A 19,236-nucleotide genomic window follows, 5' to 3' on the forward strand; every position below is an offset into this window, starting at 1 on the left:
CGGTGTGGGGTGCTGCCGCTGCCCGGATCCATGGCCGGACTGCTGGTCGAGAATCAGCCGAGGGCGGCGAGGCGCACGTGGTCGTCCAACGGGAGTTCGCCGGCGGCTACCGCGTTGATCTCCAGACTGCGCAGCTCGGCGCGACCGCCCGTCACCGTGGTGAACGCGGTGTCGGCGGCGTCCCTGCCCGTGGCGATGCGGACCAGGGCCGGGCGAGGTGCCAACCGCGTGGCATCCCACACCTGCCAGCGGCCATCGATCTCGGCCTCCACCACGGCGTGGAAATCCATCGGGTCAAGGCCAGGGGCGTAAACGGAAGCGATCCGCGCGGGCACGTCAACCGCCCGGCACAGCGCGGCCACCAGATGGGCGAAGTCACGGCAGACGCCGCGAGCGGACATCAGCGTGTCCACCGCGTCCGTGGTCGGGCCGCTCGATTCGGACACGTACCCGACGTGCCGCCACACGTAGTCATGGATCGCCCGCACTCGCTCCAGGGCCGTGGGCAGTTCGCCGAAGTGGCTCTGCGCCAGGCCAGCCAGCCGGTCCGACGGGCAATACCGGCTCGGGCGTAGGGCCTCCACCCGCTCCTCATCGGTCACCGGTGCAGGCGTTCCAGCGCCGGCGGCGACTGTCGCCTCGTAGCCGACGGTCACGGTCCCCGGCTGGACGTGGAACAGGTGCTGCCGACCCCCGACCGCTCCAACCAGTTCCTGAGCGGGCATCGGAACCGTGTTGTTGACGATCTCGAGACGCTCGCTGATCGTGGCCCCGTGCCGGCGGGCGACCGCGATCTGGATCACGACGGTGGCCGGTGTGGCCACGTCAAGGGCGAGCGTGCAACCGACACGACTCGCCTGGCCATCCCGGTCCGGCAGGCTCACCCGCGGGGTTCGGCCGCATCGACCGGACCGACATCGAAAGGTGTCCGCAGTCGCACCATCGCGGCCTCGCCCGCGTCCGGCACGGCCCGCCGCTGCGCCGACGTCTCGGCGGTCGGCGCCGGCAGGAAAAGATCTCCGTATGATCCGGACGCCTCCGGGGCGGGATCACGTACTGCCTCACTGGTCATTTCGGCTCCAATGCAAGCTAACAAGGCGAAGAGCGCCGCCCGCTGCGAAACGCGAGCCGGCGGGTTGGGGTACCACTCCTGAAAGGCTAACCGTACTCGCCCGCTCGAGGCAGGGCCCGCGCCGGCACCGTGAGCCAGGACGAAGTTCCATAGTGGACGGAGGTAGTATACATGGCGAAGGGGAGAAGCGCCCACCAGGCCCGAGCTGGCGGACGCCAACTATCGGAACGGGTCGGCCACTCCTTCTGCCCTTGGTAGCACTTGGCGACTGCGGTGTAACGGCGGCGGCATACGCCGGTAACGTGCGGTCGCGATCGTCACGGGATGGGCGCGCGGGTCGAGACGCATTGCCCGTACTGCTCGTTGCAGTGCGGCGTGCGGATGCGGGTCGAGCCGCGCCGTGCTCCGGCCATCGAGCCGACTGAGTTTCCGACCAACCGGGGTGGCCTGTGCGCCAAGGGTTGGAGCGCACCGGAGCTGCTGGACCACCCCGACCGGCTGACCACACCGCTGGTCCGCGACGACCGGTCCGGCCCGTTCCGGCCGACGAGCTGGGACGAGGCGCTCCACCGCGTCACCGCCGCGATCCGGCGTGCGCAGCGGGCGTACGGGCCGGCAGCCGTCGGCTGCTTCGGCGGCGGCGGGCTGACCAACGAGAAGGCGTACCAGCTGGGCAAGTTCGCGCGGGTGGCGCTGCGGACGCCGCATATCGACTACAACGGCCGGTTCTGCATGTCCTCGGCGGCGACGGCGGCCAACCGCGCGTTCGGCATCGACCGGGGGCTGCCGTTTCCACTGGCCGATATCGCCGAGGCCGATGCCGTGTTGCTGGTGGGCAGCAACCCTGCGGATACGATGCCGCCGGCGATGCAGTACTTCGACGCGGGGCGGGCTCGCGGCGCGGCGCACATCGTGGTCGACCCGCGCCGCTCGGCCACCGCGCGGGGCGGCACGCTGCACCTCCAGCCGACCCCCGGCACCGACCTGGCACTGGCCAACGGGCTGCTGCACATCGCGATCCGCGAAGGCCACGTGGACAAGGCCTATGTGGACGGCCGCACCACAGGCTTCGACACGGTACGCGCGGCGGTGGCCGCCTGGTGGCCGGACCGGGTGGAGCGGGTCACCGGGGTGAGCGAGGCGCTGCTGCGCCGCACCGTGCAGCTGCTGGCCACCGCGCCGTCCGCGATGATCCTGACCGCGCGCGGCGCCGAGCAGCACAGCAACGGCACCGACACCACGCAGGCCTACATCAACCTGGCCCTCGCCCTGGGCCTGCCGGGACGTCCGTACTCCGGGTACGGGACGGTCACCGGCCAGGGCAACGGGCAAGGCGGGCGGGAGCACGGGCAGAAGGCCGACCAGCTACCCGGCTACCGGCGCATCGACGACCCGGCCGCCCGCGCGCACGTCGCCGGCGTCTGGGGTGTGGATCCGGCGGACCTGCCCGGCCCGGGCGTCTCCGCGATGGAGATGCTCGACCGGCTCGGCACGCCCGGCGGGGTACGCGCGCTGCTGGTGCTCGCCTCGAACATCGTCGTCTCCGCCCCGGACCGCAACCGGGTTCGCGCCCGCCTGTCCGCTCTGGACTTCCTGGCCGTCTCCGACATGTTCCTCTCCGACACGGCGGCGCTGGCCGACGTCGTCCTGCCCACCGCCCAGTGGGCCGAGGAGGAGGGCACGATGACCAACCTGGAGGGGCGGGTCATCCGGCGCAAGCGCGTGCTGGCGCCGCCGGAAGGAGTGCTCGACGACCTGGCGCTGCTCGCCGCGCTCGCCGAGCGGCTGGAGGCACCCGGCCGGTTCTCGGCCGACCCGCGCACCGTCTTCGAGGAGCTGCGCCGGGCCAGCGCGGGCGGGACCGCCGACTACGCGGGCATCTCGTACGAGCGGATCGAAGCAGAGCAGGGCGTCTTCTGGCCCTGCCCGGCACCCGACCACCCGGGCACACCGCGGCTCTTCGCCGAACGGTTCGCCACCGCGGACGGGCGGGCCCGGTTCATCCGGGTGGACCACCGCGAGCCGGCCGAGCCGCCCGATGCGGAGTACCCGTACGTGCTCACCACCGGCCGCATCATGCAGCAGTACCAGAGCGGCAACCAGACCCGCCGGTCCCGCTCGCTGCGGCTGACCGCGGACGACCCGAGGGTGGAGATCCACCCCGACCTGGCCCGCCGGCTCGGTATCGGCGCCGCGGACCTGGTCCAGCTGCGCACCCGCCGCGGCACCGCCGTCTTCCGCGCCTACCTGACCGACACGATCCGGCCCGACACCGTCTTCGCACCCTTCCACTGGGGCGGGCTGGCCAGCGCGAACGCGTTGACCGACCCGACGCTCGACCGCCACTCGAAAATGCCCGCGTTCAAGTCCTGCGCCGTCGCGGTGCGCCGGATCGGCGGGCCCGACGACCGCTCGCCCGCCACACCACCACCCACGCATCCACCGCCGTCCAGAAGGGACAGCTGACGTGCAGTCCACATCGAAGTTCCTGCAAGGGGTCTTCCCGTTCCAGGGCAAGGGGATCGAGTCCCCCTTCCCGATCGACGCCGCACTCGCGTACACCGTCCCGGACGGCGTGGTCACCCAGCCGGTCTACTTCCGCGGTGGCAATACCACCGGCGAGCTGATCTACGTGGTGCTGATCCGCGACGGCACACCGATGCGGTACTTCCCCATCGGCGCGAAGAGCGAGGTGCACGTGGCGCTGCGGGTGGTCGAGGACCTGGACAGCGGCACGGTCATCGAGCTGCACCTGGCCGCGCCGGAGGGCGTCGGTGGCGCCGTCGTGGTCGATCTCGGGCTCGTGGAGGTCTGAATGGAGCGGCTGGTGGTCATCGGCAACGGCATGGCCGGCGCCCGCACCGTCGAGGAAATCCTCGAACGGGGCGGCCGGGAGCAGTTCGCCATCACGATGTTCGGCGAGGAGCCCTACGGCAACTACAACCGCATCCTGCTGTCCAATGTGCTGTCCGGTGTGGAGGACGAGGCCGACATCTTCCTCAACAGCCTGCCCTGGTACGAGGAGAACGGCATCGCGCTCCGGGCCAGCGTACGCGTAGAGCGGATCGACCGGTTCGCCCGCGTGGTGCGCGCCGCGGACGGCTCGACGACCCCGTACGACAAGCTCGTCATCGCAACCGGCAGCCGCCCTTACGTGCCGCCCATCGAAGGGATGCACCATCCCCGGCGCGGCTACCACCAGGGCGTGTTCACGTTCCGCACGATCGACGACACCCGCGCGATGATCCGGTACGCCCGCGACCACGAGCGGGCGGTGGTCATCGGCGGCGGCCTGCTCGGGCTGGAGGCGGCGCGCGGGCTACAGCAGTACGGCGTCCAGGTCACGCTCCTGCACTCGGCGGACACGCTGATGAACGCACAGCTCGACGCGCAGGCCGGCACGATCCTGCGGCGCAGCGTGGAAAGCCTCGGCATCGCCGTCGAGGTCGGGACGCGCACCACCGCGGTCGTGGGCAAGGACCGGGTCGAGGGGGTACGGCTCGCCGACGGCCGCACCGTTCGCTGCGACATGGTCGTCGTGGCCGCCGGCATCCGGCCCAACGTGGAGGTGGCCGCGCTGAGCGGGCTGCCGGTGGAGCGGGCGATCCTGGTCGACGACCACATGCGGGTGCTCGACGAGCCGCACATCTACGCGGTCGGCGAGTGCGTGCAGCACCGCGGCCAGACGTACGGCCTCGTCGCGCCGCTGTGGGAGCAGGCCAAAGTGCTCGCCGACCAGGTCACCGGGCGGGACCGCACCGCGGCGTACCACGGCTCGCGGACCGCCACGAAGCTGAAGGTGGCCGGCGTCGACGTGGCCGCGATGGGCGTCACGACTCCGGAACGGGAGGACGACGAGTTCGTGGTCTTCGCCGAGCCGCGGCGCGGCGTCTACAAGAGCGTCATCATCCGCGACGACCGGCTGGTCGGCGCGACGCTGCTCGGTGACGTAGCCAAGGTGGGCTTCCTCATGCAGGCGTTCGACCGTGGCCTGCCGCTGCCGGAGGAGCGGGTACGGCTGCTCTTCGACCTCGGTGGGCCACCGGCCGAGGAGTCGGCCGCGGAGCTGGACGACGGCGCGCAGGTGTGCAACTGCAACGGCGTCAGCAAGGGTGACCTCGTAACGACCGTCCACAGTGGCGTCAAAACGGTCGGCGGGGTGATGGACGCCACCCGGGCCGGCAAGGGCTGCGGCTCGTGTAGGTCGCTCGTGGCACAGATCGTGGAGTGGGCGGCCGGCGGCGCCGTCGAGGAGGACCCGTCCGCCACCTGGTACGTCCCTGGCGTACCCCTGGACAAGCCGGCGCTGATGGCGGCGATCCGCGCGCGGGGTCTCAAGAGCGTGTCCGCGGTCTTCGACGCGCTGGCCGGCGGCCACGAGGACGCCAAGAGCAAGATGGGCCTGGTCTCGCTGCTACGGATGATGTGGGGCGAGGAGTACCAGGACGAGCGCGGCGCCCGCTTCATCAACGACCGCGTACACGCGAACATCCAGCGCGACGGCACCTTCTCGGTGGTACCTCAGATGAAGGGCGGCGTCACCACCCCCGACCAGCTACGCCGCATAGCCGACGTGGCCGACAAGTACCAGGTGCCGATGGTCAAGCTCACCGGCGGACAGCGCATCGACCTGCTCGGCATCCGCAAAGAGGACCTGCCCAAGGTGTGGGCCGACCTCGACATGCCTTCCGGGTACGCGTACGGCAAGAGCATGCGCACCGTGAAAACCTGCGTCGGCAGCGAGTTCTGCCGCTTCGGCGTGGGCGACTCCACGGCGCTCGGCATCGCCATCGAGTCCCGTTTCCAGGGCCTGGAAAGCCCGGCCAAGATGAAGCTCGCGGTCACCGGCTGCCCGCGCAACTGCGCCGAGGCGTACGTCAAGGACCTCGGCGTGGTCGCGATCGAGGGCGGGCGGTGGGAGATCTACGTCGGTGGGGCGGCCGGCGCCCACGTCCGCAAAGGCGATCTGCTAGCCACTGTGGACAGTCCCGACGATGTCGTTGCCCTCACCGGCCGCTTCCTTCAGTACTACCGCGAGAACGCCAACTGGCTGGAACGCACCTACTCCTTCGTCCCCCGCGTCGGCATCGACCGCCTCCGCGCCCTGATCGTCGACGACAGCGAGGGGCTCGCCGCCGGCCTCGACGAGCGGATGGCCGCGGCGGTGGGCGCTTACAAGGACCCGTGGAAGGAGGGCACCGAGCCGTCCACGCCCGGCCAGTTCCGCACCGCCCTCCCGTTGCTGCCGCTGCCCCGGGTGCCGGTCCGAGACGGGGGCACGCCATGACCGCCCACCTGGTGGAGTACCGGGTCGGGCCCGTCACGGAGCTGCCGGTCGGCGAAGGCCGCGCGTACGCGATCGGCGGCGACATGGTGGCGGTCTTCCGGCTGCGCGACGGCACGCTGCGGGCGGTCTCGGCCGTCTGCCCGCACGCCGGCGGCCCGATCGCCGATGGGCTCGCCGACGCCGAGGTCGTCATCTGCCCGCTGCATCAGCACATCTTCGACCTGGCGACCGGCTGCTCCAAGACCGGCCAACCACCCCTCACCGTGTACCCCGTCCGCGTCGACGACGACGGCGAACTGGTGATCGGCGTCCCCGCCTGAGTGAGCCGACGGTTATCGGGCTGCTTGGCTTTCGCGGCTGCCGCGCCGGACGGGGCTGGTCGCGTGCGGGTCGACGCGTCGTTGAAACCGGCGCAGCCGAGCGGGGGCCCACCAGTTCGCCCGTCCGGCGAGGCGCATGAGGGCGGGCACCAGGATGGCGCGGATGACGGTCGCGTCGACGAGGATCGCGATCGCGACGCCGACGCCGATCATCTGGAGGTACATGACCCTGCCGGTGGCGTAGAGGGAGAACGACATCGCCAGGACCAGGGCCGCGGAGGTGATCAAGGGAGCGCTGCGTTGGAGCCCTTCCAGGACCGCGCGGGTGTTGTCGCCGGTGGCCTCGTACCGCTCCTTGATGCGGGACAGCATGAACACCTCGTAGTCCATGGACAGTCCATATGCGACGCAGAACATCAGGATCGGGAAGGCGGGATCCAGCGTGCCGATCGGCGTGAAGCCGAGCAGCGAGGAGAACGCCCCTTCCTGGAAGACGAACACGAGCGCGCCGAACATGACCGAGAGGCTGAGCAGGTTCAGCACGGTGGCCTTGACCGGGATGAGCAGGCTGCCGGACATCAGAAACAGCAGCACGAATGTGACCGTCAGGATCAGCGTGCCGACCAGCGGCACGCGATCCATCAATGTGGACCGGAAGTCGGTCAGCTCGGCCGGGTACCCGCCGACGAGTGCCCCTTCGAACGGTGATGGTGTGGCGCGGATCCTCTCGACCAGGCCGGCGACGTCGGTGCCGGCGAGCACCTCGCGGGTGGGGATCGCCTCCAGGCGGGTGCCGCCCGCGCTCGTCAGCCGCTCGGGGTTGGGCGCCGGGCGGATCAGCGCGCCGTCGACGAAGACGCCGGCCGCCGAGTTGACCTGGGCGATGCCGTCGATGCGGGACAGCTCACCGGCGTACCCGGCCGCGGCGGCGGGCCGCCCGGTCGCGGCGACGATGTGGATGGCGTCGTTCGCCTCCGTGGCGAAGTTGGCCCGCAGTTGGTCGTACGCCTGCCGGGTGGACGCCGACGGCGGCAACACTCGATCGTCCGGCAGGCCGATCCGTAGCCCGAGCGCGGGTGCGGCCAGCACCGCGACGAAGACCAGCCCGGCCGTGGCGAAGAGCAGTGGCCGGCGCATAACCCGGGCACCGAAGCGGTGCCAGCGCAGCCCGCTGTCCCCGACGGGCGCCGAGCCGCGCCGCACCGCGCGCGGGCCGATGGCGGCGAGCGCGGCGGGCAGCAGGGTGAGTGAGCCGATGACCGCCATCGCGACGACAAGGACGCCGGCGTAGGCGAACGAGCGCAGGAACGAGTACGGGAAGACGAGCAGCGCCGCCAGGGACGCGGCGACGGTGAGCCCGCTGAAGATGACGGTGCGGCCGGCGGTGCGGACCGTCGTCGCGACCGCGTCGGGCACGCGTGCGCCGGCGCCCAGCTCCTCGCGGAACCGCGCGATGACGAACAGGCTGTAGTCGACGCCGAGACCGACCCCCATGACCAGCGTGATGTTGGCGGCGAAGGTCGACACCTCGGTCACGCTGGCCAGCAGCCGGAGCCCGGCCAGGGTGCCGAACACGGCGAACAACCCGATGCCCAAGGTGAGCAGGGCCAGCCGGGCCCGGCGATAGAGCGCGAACAGGAGCAGGAACATCAGCGGGATGATCATCATCTCTGCCCGTAGGAAGTCGGCCGCCGCTTGCTCGCTGATCTGGGCGGACGCGGCTTCCCCGCCGGCGACGCGGACGTCGATCGTGCCGCCGGTGCGCGTGAACGCCGGCAGTAGCCGCTCCCTGATCTCCGCGCGGGCGGTGGTGGCGTCGCCCTCGATGTGCGCCAGCACCAGCGCCTGCCGGCCGTCCGTGCCGCGCAGCATCGGGTCGTCGCCCTCGGACCAGTACGACCACACGTCGCCGACCAGCGGCCGGCTCCGCAGGTCGTCGGCGAGCGCTTGACCGGCGGCGCGGACCGGGGCGCTCTCCACCGTGCCGGTGCGGGCGGTGACCAGCAGGATCAGGTTGGCGTTGCCGGTGTCGAAGTCTCGCAGCAGCTGCTGGGCCTGGACCGACTCGGTGCCGGGCGCCTCCCAGCGGCTGAGCACCATGGCACCCAACGCACCGGCGCCGAAGACTGCGAACACCAGGGTCACGACCAGGCCGGTGGCCAGCGTGAGACGCCGGCGCCTGGCGACGAACGCGCCGAGGCGGTGCAGTCCAGTCATGTGCCGTTCCCCCTGCTAGGCTCAGAACACGAGCGGTCGCCCGCATTTTGACAATACGAGCGACCTCTCGTATTCGTCAAGCCTGTCAGGACCGTGAGGAGGGAGACAGGTGACCGAGACGCGTCCCGTCAAGCGTCAGGCGCGAGGGCGGCAGCGGATCGCCGACATCCTCGACGCGGCGCTGGCCCTTTTCGCCGAGCACGGCTACGAGCGGACCAGCACCAACGCCATCGCCGCCCGCGCCGGCATCTCCCCCGGTTCGCTCTACCAGTTCTTCCCGAACAAGGACGCGATCGCCGAGGCGCTCGCCACCCGCGTGGTGGAGCAGATGCGGGCGGCGCACGCCGCCGCGTTCGACCTCGCCCAGGTCACCGAGCTGACGCTGGACCAGCTCATCGACAAGATCGTCGACCCGCTGATCTCGTTCAACGTGGCCAACCCGGGCGCGAAGGTCCTGCTCGCGAACACCGACATGCCAGCCGACCTGCGAGCGGCGACCCGGCCGCTACACGAGGCGGTGGTCAGCAGAGTGGCGGCCATCCTCCAGGCCCGCATCCCCACGCTGACCGCCGCCGAACAGAGCCTCACCGCCATGGTGGCGGTGCGGATCGTCGCCGCCATGATGCCGCCCATCGTGGCCGCGAAAGGCGCCGAACGCCAAGCGCTGACCGGCGAGCTCAAGAAGGCGCTCCACGGCTACATCGCCCCAATCGACCGAAGCCGTTGACCCGACTGGGTCAACGGCCGAACGCACGTACCGGGCATCGTCACACAGATCGGCGCCCTCCTAGTAACCGCGGGTTACCAGGAGGGCGCCTTGATCAGGGGGCTACGGGACGTAGTACCAGAAGTAGTAGCCGAGGCCGGAGGCGTAGTAGCACCCATCGGTCTCGAAGAACGCGGCCATGAGACCGCGGTCCTGCTCGCACCAGAACGCCGTCAAGTAAAAGTCCGAGTAGCGCCACTCACCTTCCTGAGCGGCCCGCTGTGCGGGCGCCGGCCCGGGCGCCTCTGCCGTGACGGCATGGTCGCCCGCCCGGGTGAGCGTGCCGGAGGCGGCGGCCGGCCCCCCGAATGCCAGGACCGCGGTCAGCCCGACCAGGAGACCGCCGATCACCGCCACAACGTTTCTCGTCGCTCGCATCAAGACCGTTTCCTTCCACCACGTTGTCTTTCGGACCAGGAAAGTATCGGCAAACAGGGGTTTCACATGGCTCTCACAAACCTTTCGCCCCTGCTCACGCGCTCCACCGCCACAGCGGCTGTGAAACGGTGCCATCTTGAGCCTTTTCGGAGTCGAGGTGGCCGAACCGCTAAGTTCCTTTTAGGACAAAGATTTGAGCTACCGCGACGTCCGTCGTGGTCCAGACCGCTGCTCCCGCGGCCTCACCCGTCCGCCGCCGGTCGCCCTCACCCCGTCGGGCCGCCGCGACGGTCACTGTTTGTCTCGCGGACCTGGCAGTGGACGGCCGGGGATCGGCTCGCCCCGCGAGCCGCCGGCCGGGAACGGTCCCCGCGGGAGCGTACGGTCTCCAACTGACACGGACCGGGAAAAATCTGCCGGAGCGCCGCCACGCGCGTAACCCCAACTCCGAAAGCTCTCTACTACCGGGACGCCACGACCATGGAGGCGATGTCAGCCATGCGGGAGATGAAGAGGGCGGTCACGGCGCCAGCGGCGAGGGCGAGCGCGACTCCCGCCGCGTCCGGCGGCGTGCCGGCTCCGCTCACGGCTGTCACCAATCCGAGGCCACACAGCGCGAGCAAGATTAGATTGCGCATCACGTGTGGCAAGCCCAGCGGCGTCGTGGACGCGCCGAAGCAGTGGCACGCCATACGGTTGCCGCGTCTCAACGTGCGCGCGATGCCCGCGGTGAAGATCGACAGCAGCGCCGCGGCGCTCGTCAAGCCAATCGGTGCGGTCGGCGGCGTCGCCACGAGAATCACCGTGGCCGCTTCGGAAACGAGCACAGCGTGCGCCACCAGCCGCGTCCACTTCGCCGGCACGATACCCATCGCGTCCACAGAGGACACCCACTCGGCGGGGCGGCGCGCCTTCGCCGATACCGCGAGAAGGAACACCCCGGCGATCACCGCCTGGCACCACAGCTGCGCGTACATGGTCACGCGGCACCGCCCAACCGTGCCACGACAACGCCGACGACGTTCTCGACCGCGACCGGACCCCACACCCGCGAGTCGGTGCTGCCAGGACTGTCTCCGATCAGTACCACCGTCCCATGTGGAACGGTCGGCACGGCCGTCGCCGGTCGCACCGCCGGCGGCACCTCGTTGCCGGCGACCGCCGCGATCCGCTTGATGACGAGGCTCAGGAAGCCTGGCGGCCGCGCCACCACCACTTGGCCACGCCTTACCCGGCTGGTGCGCCGGACCAGCACCCGGTCGCCCGGCCGGTAGGTGGGCACCATGCTGGTGCCGATGACCGTGACGACGACGAGGGTGCGCCGCGCCAGGAGTGCGCAGCCGCACGCGAGCAGGGCGGGCGCGAGCCACGCCAGCTCCTTCATCGTTCACCTCCGACGGCGATCTGGTATCCGCTGGCCTGGGTCCGGAACAGCGCCGCGTACCGAGCGTCGGCCAGCATCAGCTCGTCGTGGCTGCCTTCTTCGACGATCCGGCCGTTGTCGAGGACGACGATCCGGTCCGCGGTGCGGATGGTGTTCATCCGATGCGAGATCAGCAGGCTGGTCCGCCGTTCCCGCAGATCCTGGAATTTGGCGTGGACGGCGGCCTCCGCCTCCACGTCGAGCCCCGCGGACGGCTCGTCCAGGATCAGCAGGTCGGCGTCGTCGCGCAGGACCGCCCGCGCCAGCGCCACCCGTTGCCATTGCCCGCCGGACAGTGGCACGCCCACCTCCGGCGCCTCCCTCTTGCCGCCGTCCGTGGGCAGATTCACGAACGTGCGGCTCAAGGTCGTGTCGTAGCCCATGGGCAGGCTGGCCAGCGTCTGGTGGACGCCGGCGAAGGCCGCGGCCTCACGTACCCGCGGCTCGTCGCCGAGTGCGTCGAGGTTGCCGACGCCGATGTTGTCCGCGGCGGAGAGGTCGTACGTCATGTAGTCCTGGAAGACCACGGCGATGCGGCGCCGCACCTGCGCGGGGTCCATCTCGCGGATGTCCACGCCGTCCCACGTGATCCGGCCGCGTTGCGGCTCGTAGAGCAGGCACAGCAGCTTGACGAGGGTGGACTTACCGGCGCCGTTGAGCCCGACCAGGGCGGTGGACTGTCCATGTGGGATGGTCAGGCTCAGACCGCGCAGGACCCAGTCGTGGCTGGGGTGATAACGAAACCACACGTCGTGCAGCTCGATCCCTCGCCGCAGCGGCACGGCGGTGACCGCCGCGGCCGGCGGGCGCTGTGCCGGCCGGGCCTCCCGGCCGACCACGTCCACGTAGTGTCCGAACAGGATCAGCGTCTGGTGCACCATGGCGATCTGGCCGACGATGCCGGCAAGGCCGCCCTGCACGCCAGTGAGCGCCGCGATCAGCACGCTGAAGTCTCCGACCGAGCCGCCGGCGGCGATCTGGGCCGCCCCGACGAGCAGCGCGACGGCGGACACCCCCGCGGTCAGCGTGGCGAAGAGCGTGTCCACGCGCACGGTCCGGCGGTCGACTCGCCGCTCGCCGGCTTGCGCGCCGCGTAGCTCGGTCAGCATCCGGCCACGCAGGAAGTCACCGAGCCCGAACAGCCGGATCTCCTTGGCCGCTCGCAGGTCCAGCAGCAGTCCATAGTAGAACGCCTGCCGCCGCAAGCGCGGGCTGGTCGTCAGCATCATGCTGCTGCGGTCGCGGGCCAGCGAGAGCTGCGCGTACAGGCTTGGCGCGGCGGACGCGGCGACAAGTGCGACCACGAACGGCGAGATGGCGGCGAGGCTGACCACGAACCCGCCGACCGTCAACGTCACCTGCGCGATGGCGAGCACCGCGTTCGTCAGCTGCTGCGGGCCCACGCTGCTCGCCTGCTGGGCGAGGCGCAGGCGGTCGTGCACCGCCGGGTTCTCCATCTCCGGCAGTCGCAGCTCGCTGACCGCGCGAAACAACCGGTCCTGCGTGTACGCGATGACCCGGCGGCCGATCTCACGGTCGACGTACCGCATGAAGTGACCAACGACGGCGAGCAAGCCGACCACCGCGGCGAGGGCGGCGACGGGCCGGATGCTCTGTCCCCCCGAGGCCGCGAGCGCGTCGAGCACCACCTTGGTGAGCCAAGCCACCGCCACCGGGCCGAGGCCGGCGACGAGGCTGGCCACCAGCCTCAGCACCGCGAAGCCGGGCGCGGCCCGTACGCAGATGCCAACGGCGTGGCCGAACGCCCGCAACGATCCGGTGCCCGCGCCCGGTCCCGTCATGACGGGCTGCCAGCCAGACACTCGGCGAGCGTGAGCCCCTTGCCGCTGACCCGCCGGTCCGGCCCGACGGCGAAGTACGACGGGGTCGCGCGGGCTTCGAAGCTGGTGGCCAGCGCGCCGACGCCGTCCTCGACCACCAGGTGGCCCGCGCCGGCCAGCAGGTCCCGCAGGCCGTCCGCGCCCTCGCCTTCGCGCGTGTTGCCCATCAGCAGGAGTACGGAAAGCACCTGCGTACCCTCGGCGGCGAGCGTCTTGGCCTCGTCGGCGAACCGCGGCGCCTGCGCGCGGCAACCCTCGCAGCTCGTCGAGTAGAAGGCCACCACCGTTCGCCGGCCGGCCAGCGCGTCCGTCGTCAACAGGTCGCCGTCGACCGCCGCCGCCTCGAAGGCCGGCACCTCGGCGCCGACCGGAAGGCCGCCGAGATCGGGTGGCTGCTGGCGGCTTTCCTCGACACGGCCCAGCCGCCGAACCATGGCAGCGGTCACCGACATGTTGAGCAACACCAGAGCGGCGAGCAGCACCACCGCGGCGGTCAACAGATACACCATCGCCCCTTTCCGACACTCCGATGAGACGGTGGCGGCCATCCGATACAGGACGGCCGCCACCTGATCGCTGACTAGCAGCAGCCGCGGTAGTTGTAGTCGTAGCTGCCCGGCGCGTCGACGTGGCAGTACGCCCCGTCGACGTTGTTGTGGCACTGGTACCAGGTGGTGCAGGTCGCGCCGGCGTAACACTCCTGGTACACCGCGCGGCACTGGTTGGCCCAGACGGTGCAGGCCGACGCGGTCGCCCGCGGCAGCACGGCACCGAGCAGGCGATCGCCCAGCCGGTTCAACAGAGCGGTCATGTGAACTCCTTTCGGATCGGGACCGCTAGCAGCAGCCGCCGTAGCTGTAGTCGTAGCTGCCCGGCGGATCGACGTAGCAGAACGCCCCGTCCTGGCTGTTGTGGCACTGCCACCACGCGGTGCACGCCGTGCCGCCGTAACACTCCTGCTTCACCAGGTAGCACCGTTCTCGCTCGACGAAGCACGCCGACGCGGTGGCCCGCGGCAGTACCGCACCGAGCAGGCGGTCGCCCAGCCGGTTTAGCAGAGCGGTCATGGGTTACTCCCTTCCAATCGGGTGCCCATAGTGAACCGCCCGCGACGCCTCACAAACCTTTCAAACGCGTGTCGCCGAGCGCCGTCCGAGTAAGATGGCCGTCGATCTGCTGAGGATCGATGCGGGTCGGGCGGAGCCGTTTGGGGGACCGGAGACGATGCCTGATCGAAACGCGCTGGCGGTCGGGGTGCTCGGACCGCTGGACGTCCGGGTGGCCGGGCGCGCGGTAGCCGTGACCGCGCCAATGCTGCGAGGTCTGCTGGCGGGTTTGGCGCTGCACCCGGGCACCGCCGTGCCGGCGGACCAGTTGGCCGCGGTGCTGTGGGGCGACGACCCGCCCGCCGATGAGCGGCGCAGCCTGCGCACCTACGTCAACCGGCTGCGCGGCCTGCTGGGCGCCGACCTCATCACGACGGTGCGGGCGGGTTACCAGCTGGAGGCCGAGCCGGACCAGGTCGACGCGGTGCGGTTCGTCCGCCTGCTGGACGCGGCGGCGCAGGCGACGGACCGCGCCGCCGAGCGCGCGCTGGTGGGCACCGCGGTCGCTCTGTGGCGCGGAACACCGTTCGAAGACGTGCACTCGGCCTGGCTGGACGAGTCGGAGACGCCAGGACTTGTCGAGCGGTACCTGAGCGGGGTGGAGCGGTTGGCCGACCTCGACGTCGCGGACGGTCGGGCCGACGAAACCGTGGCTCAGCTGCGGGCGCTGGCCGAGCGGCACCCGTTGCGCGAATCGTTGTGGCTGCGGCTGATCGTGGCGCTGGCCAGGTGCGGTCGGCGGGCCGAGGCGCTGAGCCGGTACGAGATCATCCGGCTGCACCTGGCCGAGGAGCTGGGCGTGGATCCGGGTCAGGAGCTACAGGCCGTCCACCTGGAGATGCTCACCCACCGGTCGCCCATCCGGCCACGGGCGACGATTCCCCGGCAGCTTCCCGCGGACATCGACGCGTTCACCGGCCGCGAGCCCGCGATGGTGGCCCTCGACAAGCTGGTACCCGATCAGCCGGTGGTGGGCCGCGAGCCGCCGGCGATCGCCGTGATCACGGGCACCGCCGGAGTCGGCAAGACCACGCTGGCCGTCCACTGGGCGCATCGGATGGCTGACCGGTTCCCCGACGGCCAGTTGTACGCGAACCTGCGCGGCTTCCACCAGTCGGGGCCGGTCCGGTCCCCCGCCGAGGTGATCCGCGGATTCCTCGACGCGCTGGGCGTGCCGGCGTCCGCGGTACCCGATGGCGTGGAAGACCAGGCCGCGCTGTACCGCGGCCTGCTGGCCGAGCGGCGGATGCTGGTCGTGCTCGACAACGCCCGCGACGCCGAGCAGGTACGCCAGTTGCTGCCCGGCGCGGGCGCGTCGATGGCGGTGGTGACCAGCCGCGACCAGCTATCCGGGCTGGTCGCGGCCGCCGGCGCGTACCCCGTGGCGCTCCACCTGCTCGGCGTGGACGAGGCACGCGCGCTGTTGACGCGCCGCCTGGGCGCGGACCGGGCGGCGGCCGAGCCCGGCGCGGTGGCGGCGATGGTCGCGCACTGCGATGGTCTGCCGCTGGCCCTGGCGATCGTGGCCGCTCGGGCGGCCGACCACCCGACCTTTCCGCTGGCCACGCTCGCCGACCAGCTGCGCCTGGCCCGCGACGACCTGGACGCGTTCGCGGGTGGCGACCCGGCCACCGACGTGCGCGCCGTGTTCTCCTGGTCCTACCGCACGCTCGGCGCCGGCGCGGCGCGGCTGTTCCGGTTACTCGGCGAGTACCCGGGCCAGGACCTCGGTGCGCCCGCCGCGGCCAGCCTGGCCGGCCTGCCGGTCCGGCGGGCGCGGGCGCTGCTGGCGGAACTGACCCGCGCGCATCTTGTCACCGAGCACGCGCCCGGCCGCTACACGCTGCACGACCTGCTCCGCGTGTACGCGGCCGAGCTGCTCCACACCGTCGACGCCGCCGACCAGCGGCGGGAGGCCACCCGGCGGCTGCTCGACCACTATGTACAGACCGGCAACACGGCCGCATTGCTGATCTACCCACGTGACCCGATCACGCCGGCGCCGCCCCTGCCCGGAGTCCATCCGGAGGCGCTCGCCGACCACGCGCAGGCCATGGCGTGGTTCACCGCCGAGCACCAGGTGATGGTGGCCGCGGTGGATCTCGCCGCCGGCGCCGGCTTCGACACCCACGCCTGGCAGCTGGCCTGGACGCTCTACAGCTTCTTCGACTGGCAAGGGCGCTGGCACGACCAGACCGCCACCCAGCGGACGGCGCTGGAGGCCACATCGAGGCTGGGCGACCGGGCGGCCAAGGCCCGGATCCAGGTCAACCTGGCGCAGGTGAACATGCGGCTGCGGCGTTACGACGAGGCCCACCTCCACCTGAACGAGGCACTCGACCTGTACACCCAACTCGGCGACAAGACCGGGCAGGCCCGTACCCACCTCAACCTCGGACAGCTGTTCAGCCGGCAGGACGATCACCGGTCGGCGCTCGAGCACAGCCTGCTCGCCCTCGACCTGCACCGGGCCACCGACCACCGCTCGGGGCAGGCCGACGCCCTCAACGAGGTCGGCTGGTGCTACGCCATGCTGGGCGAGTACCGGCGCACCATCGAGTTCTGCGATCAGGCCCTGGCGGTGCACCGCACGCTGGACCACCGCCACGGCCAGGCCACCACATGGGACAGTCTCGCGTACGCACACCATCACCTCGGGGCGCTCCAGCACGCCGTCGCCTGCTATGACGAGGCGGTGCGGCTGTACCGCGACCTCGGCGACCGCTACCGCGAGGCCGAGACCCTGGCCCGCCTCGGCGACACCCACCACGCCGCCGACGACGCCCGCGCCGCGCGGTCGGCCTGGCAGCGGGCGTTGGAGATCCTCGACGAGCTCGGCCACCCAGACGCCGACCAGGTACGCGCCAGGCTGCGGTGATCCCCGGGACGTGACGTCTACAGTGGACTTACTTCGTCGCCTGTTCGAGGACCTCGGTCACGGTGGCGGCCAGGAGGTCCCGTTTGTACTCTGTCTGCGGCAGTCCGGTCGCGCCGTCGGCCGCGCGGGCGCCCGCCTGGCCCAGCAGGTCGGGTGTGACCGTCGCCCCGGTGATCAGCGCCTCCACCGCCGGCAGGCGCAGCGGGATCGGCGCCACCGCGCCGACCGCGACCGCGACGAACGCGATCCGGTCACCGTCCAGCACGACGCGCTCAGCTCGCGGCGGTCGGTGGTGACGATGGCGTCGTCCGTGAGCAGCGGTCGGGGGGTCTGCTCCGACGGTGTGGTCTCAGCGGTCGGCGGCGGTGGGTCGGTGACCCAGCAGCGCGGTGAGCTCGCGAAGGGTATGGCTGTCATGGTCGTCGCGTAGGGGGCAGGTTGTGTCGGTGCCGCGAAGCCGATCGGTCGCACGTCGGGCGGTGATCGTCGCGATCCAGGCGCGGCTATCGATGCCTGCCTCGTCGACATGGTGTCTGGCCATGTGCCACACCTCGACGAACGTCGACCGCGTCACGGCTCGGGCGTCGCGCGGACGCGGCAACGCCCGGATGGCGTCGCGCCAGACCCGCCGAGCGAGAAGGGCGTAGAGGCGTCGAAACGCCACCTGGTCCCCGGAAGCGATCCGATCGACAAGCCCGTGTAGACGGTCGCCGGCCTCCGGTGTGGTGATGGCATGTGTCGGTGTTACAGCCTTGAGCATGTCCGCTCCCCGGGTGCGTCTGGATGGGTGTAGACGCGCCGCCGGGGACCGGGGCGGCAACCAACCGGCGGACAATTGACCAGCAAGGGTGCCTACCGACGTATCGTCCGCAGTTCACGAATGACGGTACGCGGACGCGGGCAGGCGTTAGGCCTTTCGGCGATAAGTACCTCTGTCGTGAGCAACAGCGCGGCTGCTCGACGCCCCGACCCCCTCAGCAGGCGTAGAGTTCGGATTGTCGCTCGTGTCCCCGGTGGCGTGACAGTCCGCCATTAGCGGACGCATCGAGCGGGCTGAGATTCTGGTGACCGGGCCACCAGCAGGAAGTGGTCTGCTATGCCTGATGTGAAGCCCATCCCCGACAATTACTCCCAGGTCGTGCCTTACCTATGCGTCGACGGCGCCAGCGCGGCGATCGATTTCTACCGCACCGTGTTTGGAGCGACCGAGCGCAGTCATCGATCAGTTCTACGGTGATCGCACCGGCCAGTTCGAGGATCCGTTCGGGCACCGGTGGAGTGTCGCGACCCGCATCGAGGATCTTTCTCCGCAGGAAATGGCCGAACGCGCCAGCGCCGCGACAAGCGCCTAAACGCCGCCTGGGCTCGACCGATGCGCTAATTCAGAATCCGGTACCGCAGGTGAGTGGCGTGGCGGGACTCGATCACCTCGGCCCGCTCCAGTTGGATCGGGCCGCCGAGGTGCTCGAACAGCTGGGTACCACTGCTAAGGATCACCGGGGCGACGTGCAGGAACAGCTCGTCGACCAGCCCGGCCGCGAGCGCCTGCTGGATGATGCTGGCGCCGCCCATGATGTGCACCACCTTGTCCCCAGCGGCCACCCTCGCCTGCTCGATGGCGTGCCTGATGCCCTCGGTGACAAACGTGAACGTCGTCTCGCCCTTCACGACCACGTCGTGCGGGCGGTGGGTGACCACGAACACCGGCATCCGGTAGAACCCGTCCTCCGCGGCCCAGCCTCCGGTCTCGTCGTACACCTTCCGGCTGGTAATGATCGACCCGGCGATCTGGCGCTCCTCGCCGAAGGCGAAGTCCATAGCCCGGCTCTCCTCAACCCAGGCCTGTATGACCTCGCCGCCCTCGCCCAGCCCGGGATACCGGTCGAGGTTCGGGCCGGTGACGTAGCCGTCCAGCGACATCGAAATGTTCGCCTCCACTGTGGCCATG

General features: G+C 70.8%; 18 protein-coding genes. 6 read left to right on the plus strand and 12 right to left on the minus strand.

Annotated features, from left to right (window positions below; genetic code table 11):
* Positions 1 to 53 precede the first annotated feature (53 nt).
* Positions 54 to 824, minus strand: a complete 771-nt coding sequence (locus AC5L36_RS11845) for a transglutaminase-like domain-containing protein (protein ID WP_494907993.1) — start codon at positions 822 to 824, stop codon at positions 54 to 56.
* Between the two features lie 572 nt (positions 825 to 1,396).
* Here AC5L36_RS11845 and AC5L36_RS11850 point away from each other — a divergent pair.
* Genes AC5L36_RS11850 through AC5L36_RS11865 form a run of 4 tightly spaced genes read left to right on the plus strand, consistent with a single transcriptional unit; the run spans position 1,397 to position 6,679 of the window.
* Entirely contained in the window at positions 1,397 to 3,538 is a 2,142-nt protein-coding gene (locus tag AC5L36_RS11850) for a molybdopterin oxidoreductase family protein (RefSeq protein ID WP_441215506.1), read from the plus strand.
* Between the two features lies 1 nt (position 3,539).
* Positions 3,540 to 3,887 carry a molybdopterin oxidoreductase gene (locus tag AC5L36_RS11855; protein WP_441215507.1) on the plus strand — a complete coding sequence of 116 codons (348 nt, stop codon included), beginning with the start codon at positions 3,540 to 3,542 and terminating at the stop codon, positions 3,885 to 3,887.
* A complete protein-coding gene (gene nirB / locus AC5L36_RS11860) occupies positions 3,888 to 6,359 on the plus strand; it encodes a nitrite reductase large subunit NirB (protein ID WP_441215508.1) in 2,472 nt (823 codons plus the stop codon).
* Positions 6,356 to 6,679, plus strand: a complete 324-nt coding sequence (locus AC5L36_RS11865) for a Rieske (2Fe-2S) protein (protein WP_441215509.1) — start codon at positions 6,356 to 6,358, stop codon at positions 6,677 to 6,679. The genes nirB and AC5L36_RS11865 overlap by 4 nt, the downstream gene beginning before the upstream one ends.
* Positions 6,680 to 6,691: 12 nt before the next feature.
* On the opposite strand, the gene AC5L36_RS11870 is transcribed toward AC5L36_RS11865, so the two are convergent.
* Entirely contained in the window at positions 6,692 to 8,896 is a 2,205-nt protein-coding gene (locus AC5L36_RS11870) for an MMPL family transporter (protein WP_441215510.1), read from the minus strand.
* A 109-nt stretch (positions 8,897 to 9,005) separates the two neighbouring features.
* On the opposite strand from AC5L36_RS11870, the gene AC5L36_RS11875 reads away from it, so the two are divergent.
* On the plus strand, positions 9,006 to 9,623 hold the full coding sequence (locus tag AC5L36_RS11875; RefSeq protein WP_441215511.1) for a TetR/AcrR family transcriptional regulator: 618 nt from the start codon (positions 9,006 to 9,008) through the stop codon (positions 9,621 to 9,623).
* Between the two features lie 102 nt (positions 9,624 to 9,725).
* On the opposite strand, the gene AC5L36_RS11880 is transcribed toward AC5L36_RS11875, so the two are convergent.
* From AC5L36_RS11880 to AC5L36_RS11910, 7 genes are all read right to left on the minus strand, one after another.
* Positions 9,726 to 10,013 (minus strand): hypothetical protein, encoded by a 288-nt coding sequence (locus AC5L36_RS11880; RefSeq protein ID WP_494908001.1) that lies wholly within the window; start codon positions 10,011 to 10,013, stop codon positions 9,726 to 9,728.
* Between the two features lie 488 nt (positions 10,014 to 10,501).
* On the minus strand, positions 10,502 to 11,017 hold the full coding sequence (locus tag AC5L36_RS11885; RefSeq protein ID WP_441215854.1) for a MauE/DoxX family redox-associated membrane protein: 516 nt from the start codon (positions 11,015 to 11,017) through the stop codon (positions 10,502 to 10,504).
* Positions 11,018 to 11,019: 2 nt separating this feature from the next.
* On the minus strand, positions 11,020 to 11,424 hold the full coding sequence (locus tag AC5L36_RS11890; RefSeq protein ID WP_441215513.1) for a S24/S26 family peptidase: 405 nt from the start codon (positions 11,422 to 11,424) through the stop codon (positions 11,020 to 11,022).
* Positions 11,421 to 13,265 carry an ABC transporter ATP-binding protein gene (locus AC5L36_RS11895; RefSeq protein WP_441215514.1) on the minus strand — a complete coding sequence of 615 codons (1,845 nt, stop codon included), beginning with the start codon at positions 13,263 to 13,265 and terminating at the stop codon, positions 11,421 to 11,423. The genes AC5L36_RS11890 and AC5L36_RS11895 overlap by 4 nt, the downstream gene beginning before the upstream one ends.
* Positions 13,262 to 13,810, minus strand: coding sequence for a peroxiredoxin family protein (locus AC5L36_RS11900; protein WP_494908009.1), 549 nt, complete (start codon positions 13,808 to 13,810; stop codon positions 13,262 to 13,264). Before AC5L36_RS11900 ends, AC5L36_RS11895 begins: the two co-directional genes overlap by 4 nt.
* Positions 13,811 to 13,884: 74 nt before the next feature.
* A complete protein-coding gene (locus AC5L36_RS11905; protein WP_441215516.1) occupies positions 13,885 to 14,115 on the minus strand; it encodes a hypothetical protein in 231 nt (76 codons plus the stop codon).
* Positions 14,116 to 14,140: 25 nt separating this feature from the next.
* On the minus strand, positions 14,141 to 14,371 hold the full coding sequence (locus tag AC5L36_RS11910) for a hypothetical protein (RefSeq protein ID WP_441215517.1): 231 nt from the start codon (positions 14,369 to 14,371) through the stop codon (positions 14,141 to 14,143).
* Between the two features lie 157 nt (positions 14,372 to 14,528).
* Between AC5L36_RS11910 and AC5L36_RS11915 the strand changes: the two genes are divergently transcribed.
* Complete coding sequence (locus AC5L36_RS11915; RefSeq protein WP_441215518.1) at positions 14,529 to 17,288, plus strand: AfsR/SARP family transcriptional regulator; 2,760 nt, start codon at positions 14,529 to 14,531, stop codon at positions 17,286 to 17,288.
* Between the two features lie 28 nt (positions 17,289 to 17,316).
* Here the strand turns inward: AC5L36_RS11915 and AC5L36_RS11920 are convergent, their stop codons facing one another.
* From AC5L36_RS11920 to AC5L36_RS11930, 3 genes are all read right to left on the minus strand, one after another.
* Positions 17,317 to 17,553, minus strand: a complete 237-nt coding sequence (locus AC5L36_RS11920) for an FAD binding domain-containing protein (protein WP_441215519.1) — start codon at positions 17,551 to 17,553, stop codon at positions 17,317 to 17,319.
* Between the two features lie 84 nt (positions 17,554 to 17,637).
* On the minus strand, positions 17,638 to 17,952 hold the full coding sequence (locus AC5L36_RS11925) for an RNA polymerase sigma factor (protein WP_441215520.1): 315 nt from the start codon (positions 17,950 to 17,952) through the stop codon (positions 17,638 to 17,640).
* A 713-nt stretch (positions 17,953 to 18,665) separates the two neighbouring features.
* The gene (locus AC5L36_RS11930) at positions 18,666 to 19,235 is read right to left on the minus strand and encodes a dihydrofolate reductase family protein (protein ID WP_441215522.1); all 570 of its coding nucleotides are present in this window, start codon (positions 19,233 to 19,235) and stop codon (positions 18,666 to 18,668) included.
* Position 19,236 lies beyond the last annotated feature (1 nt).

Source organism: Phytohabitans sp. LZ39 (assembly GCF_059359075.1).

Bases quoted from the DNA above. Each gene is read 5' to 3' on its own strand.
- AC5L36_RS11850 (WP_441215506.1), top strand. From the start codon at position 1,397: ATGGGCGCGCGGGTCGAGACGCATTGCCCGTACTGCTCGTTGCAGTGC.
- nirB (WP_441215508.1), top strand. From the start codon at position 3,888: ATGGAGCGGCTGGTGGTCATCGGCAACGGCATGGCCGGCGCCCGCACC.
- AC5L36_RS11865 (WP_441215509.1), top strand. From the start codon at position 6,356: ATGACCGCCCACCTGGTGGAGTACCGGGTCGGGCCCGTCACGGAGCTG.
- AC5L36_RS11870 (WP_441215510.1), bottom strand. From the start codon at position 8,896: ATGACTGGACTGCACCGCCTCGGCGCGTTCGTCGCCAGGCGCCGGCGT.
- AC5L36_RS11885 (WP_441215854.1), bottom strand. From the start codon at position 11,017: ATGTACGCGCAGCTGTGGTGCCAGGCGGTGATCGCCGGGGTGTTCCTT.
- AC5L36_RS11890 (WP_441215513.1), bottom strand. From the start codon at position 11,424: ATGAAGGAGCTGGCGTGGCTCGCGCCCGCCCTGCTCGCGTGCGGCTGC.
- AC5L36_RS11895 (WP_441215514.1), bottom strand. From the start codon at position 13,265: ATGACGGGACCGGGCGCGGGCACCGGATCGTTGCGGGCGTTCGGCCAC.
- AC5L36_RS11905 (WP_441215516.1), bottom strand. From the start codon at position 14,115: ATGACCGCTCTGTTGAACCGGCTGGGCGATCGCCTGCTCGGTGCCGTG.
- AC5L36_RS11910 (WP_441215517.1), bottom strand. From the start codon at position 14,371: ATGACCGCTCTGCTAAACCGGCTGGGCGACCGCCTGCTCGGTGCGGTA.
- AC5L36_RS11915 (WP_441215518.1), top strand. From the start codon at position 14,529: ATGCCTGATCGAAACGCGCTGGCGGTCGGGGTGCTCGGACCGCTGGAC.
- AC5L36_RS11930 (WP_441215522.1), bottom strand. From the start codon at position 19,235: ATGGCCACAGTGGAGGCGAACATTTCGATGTCGCTGGACGGCTACGTC.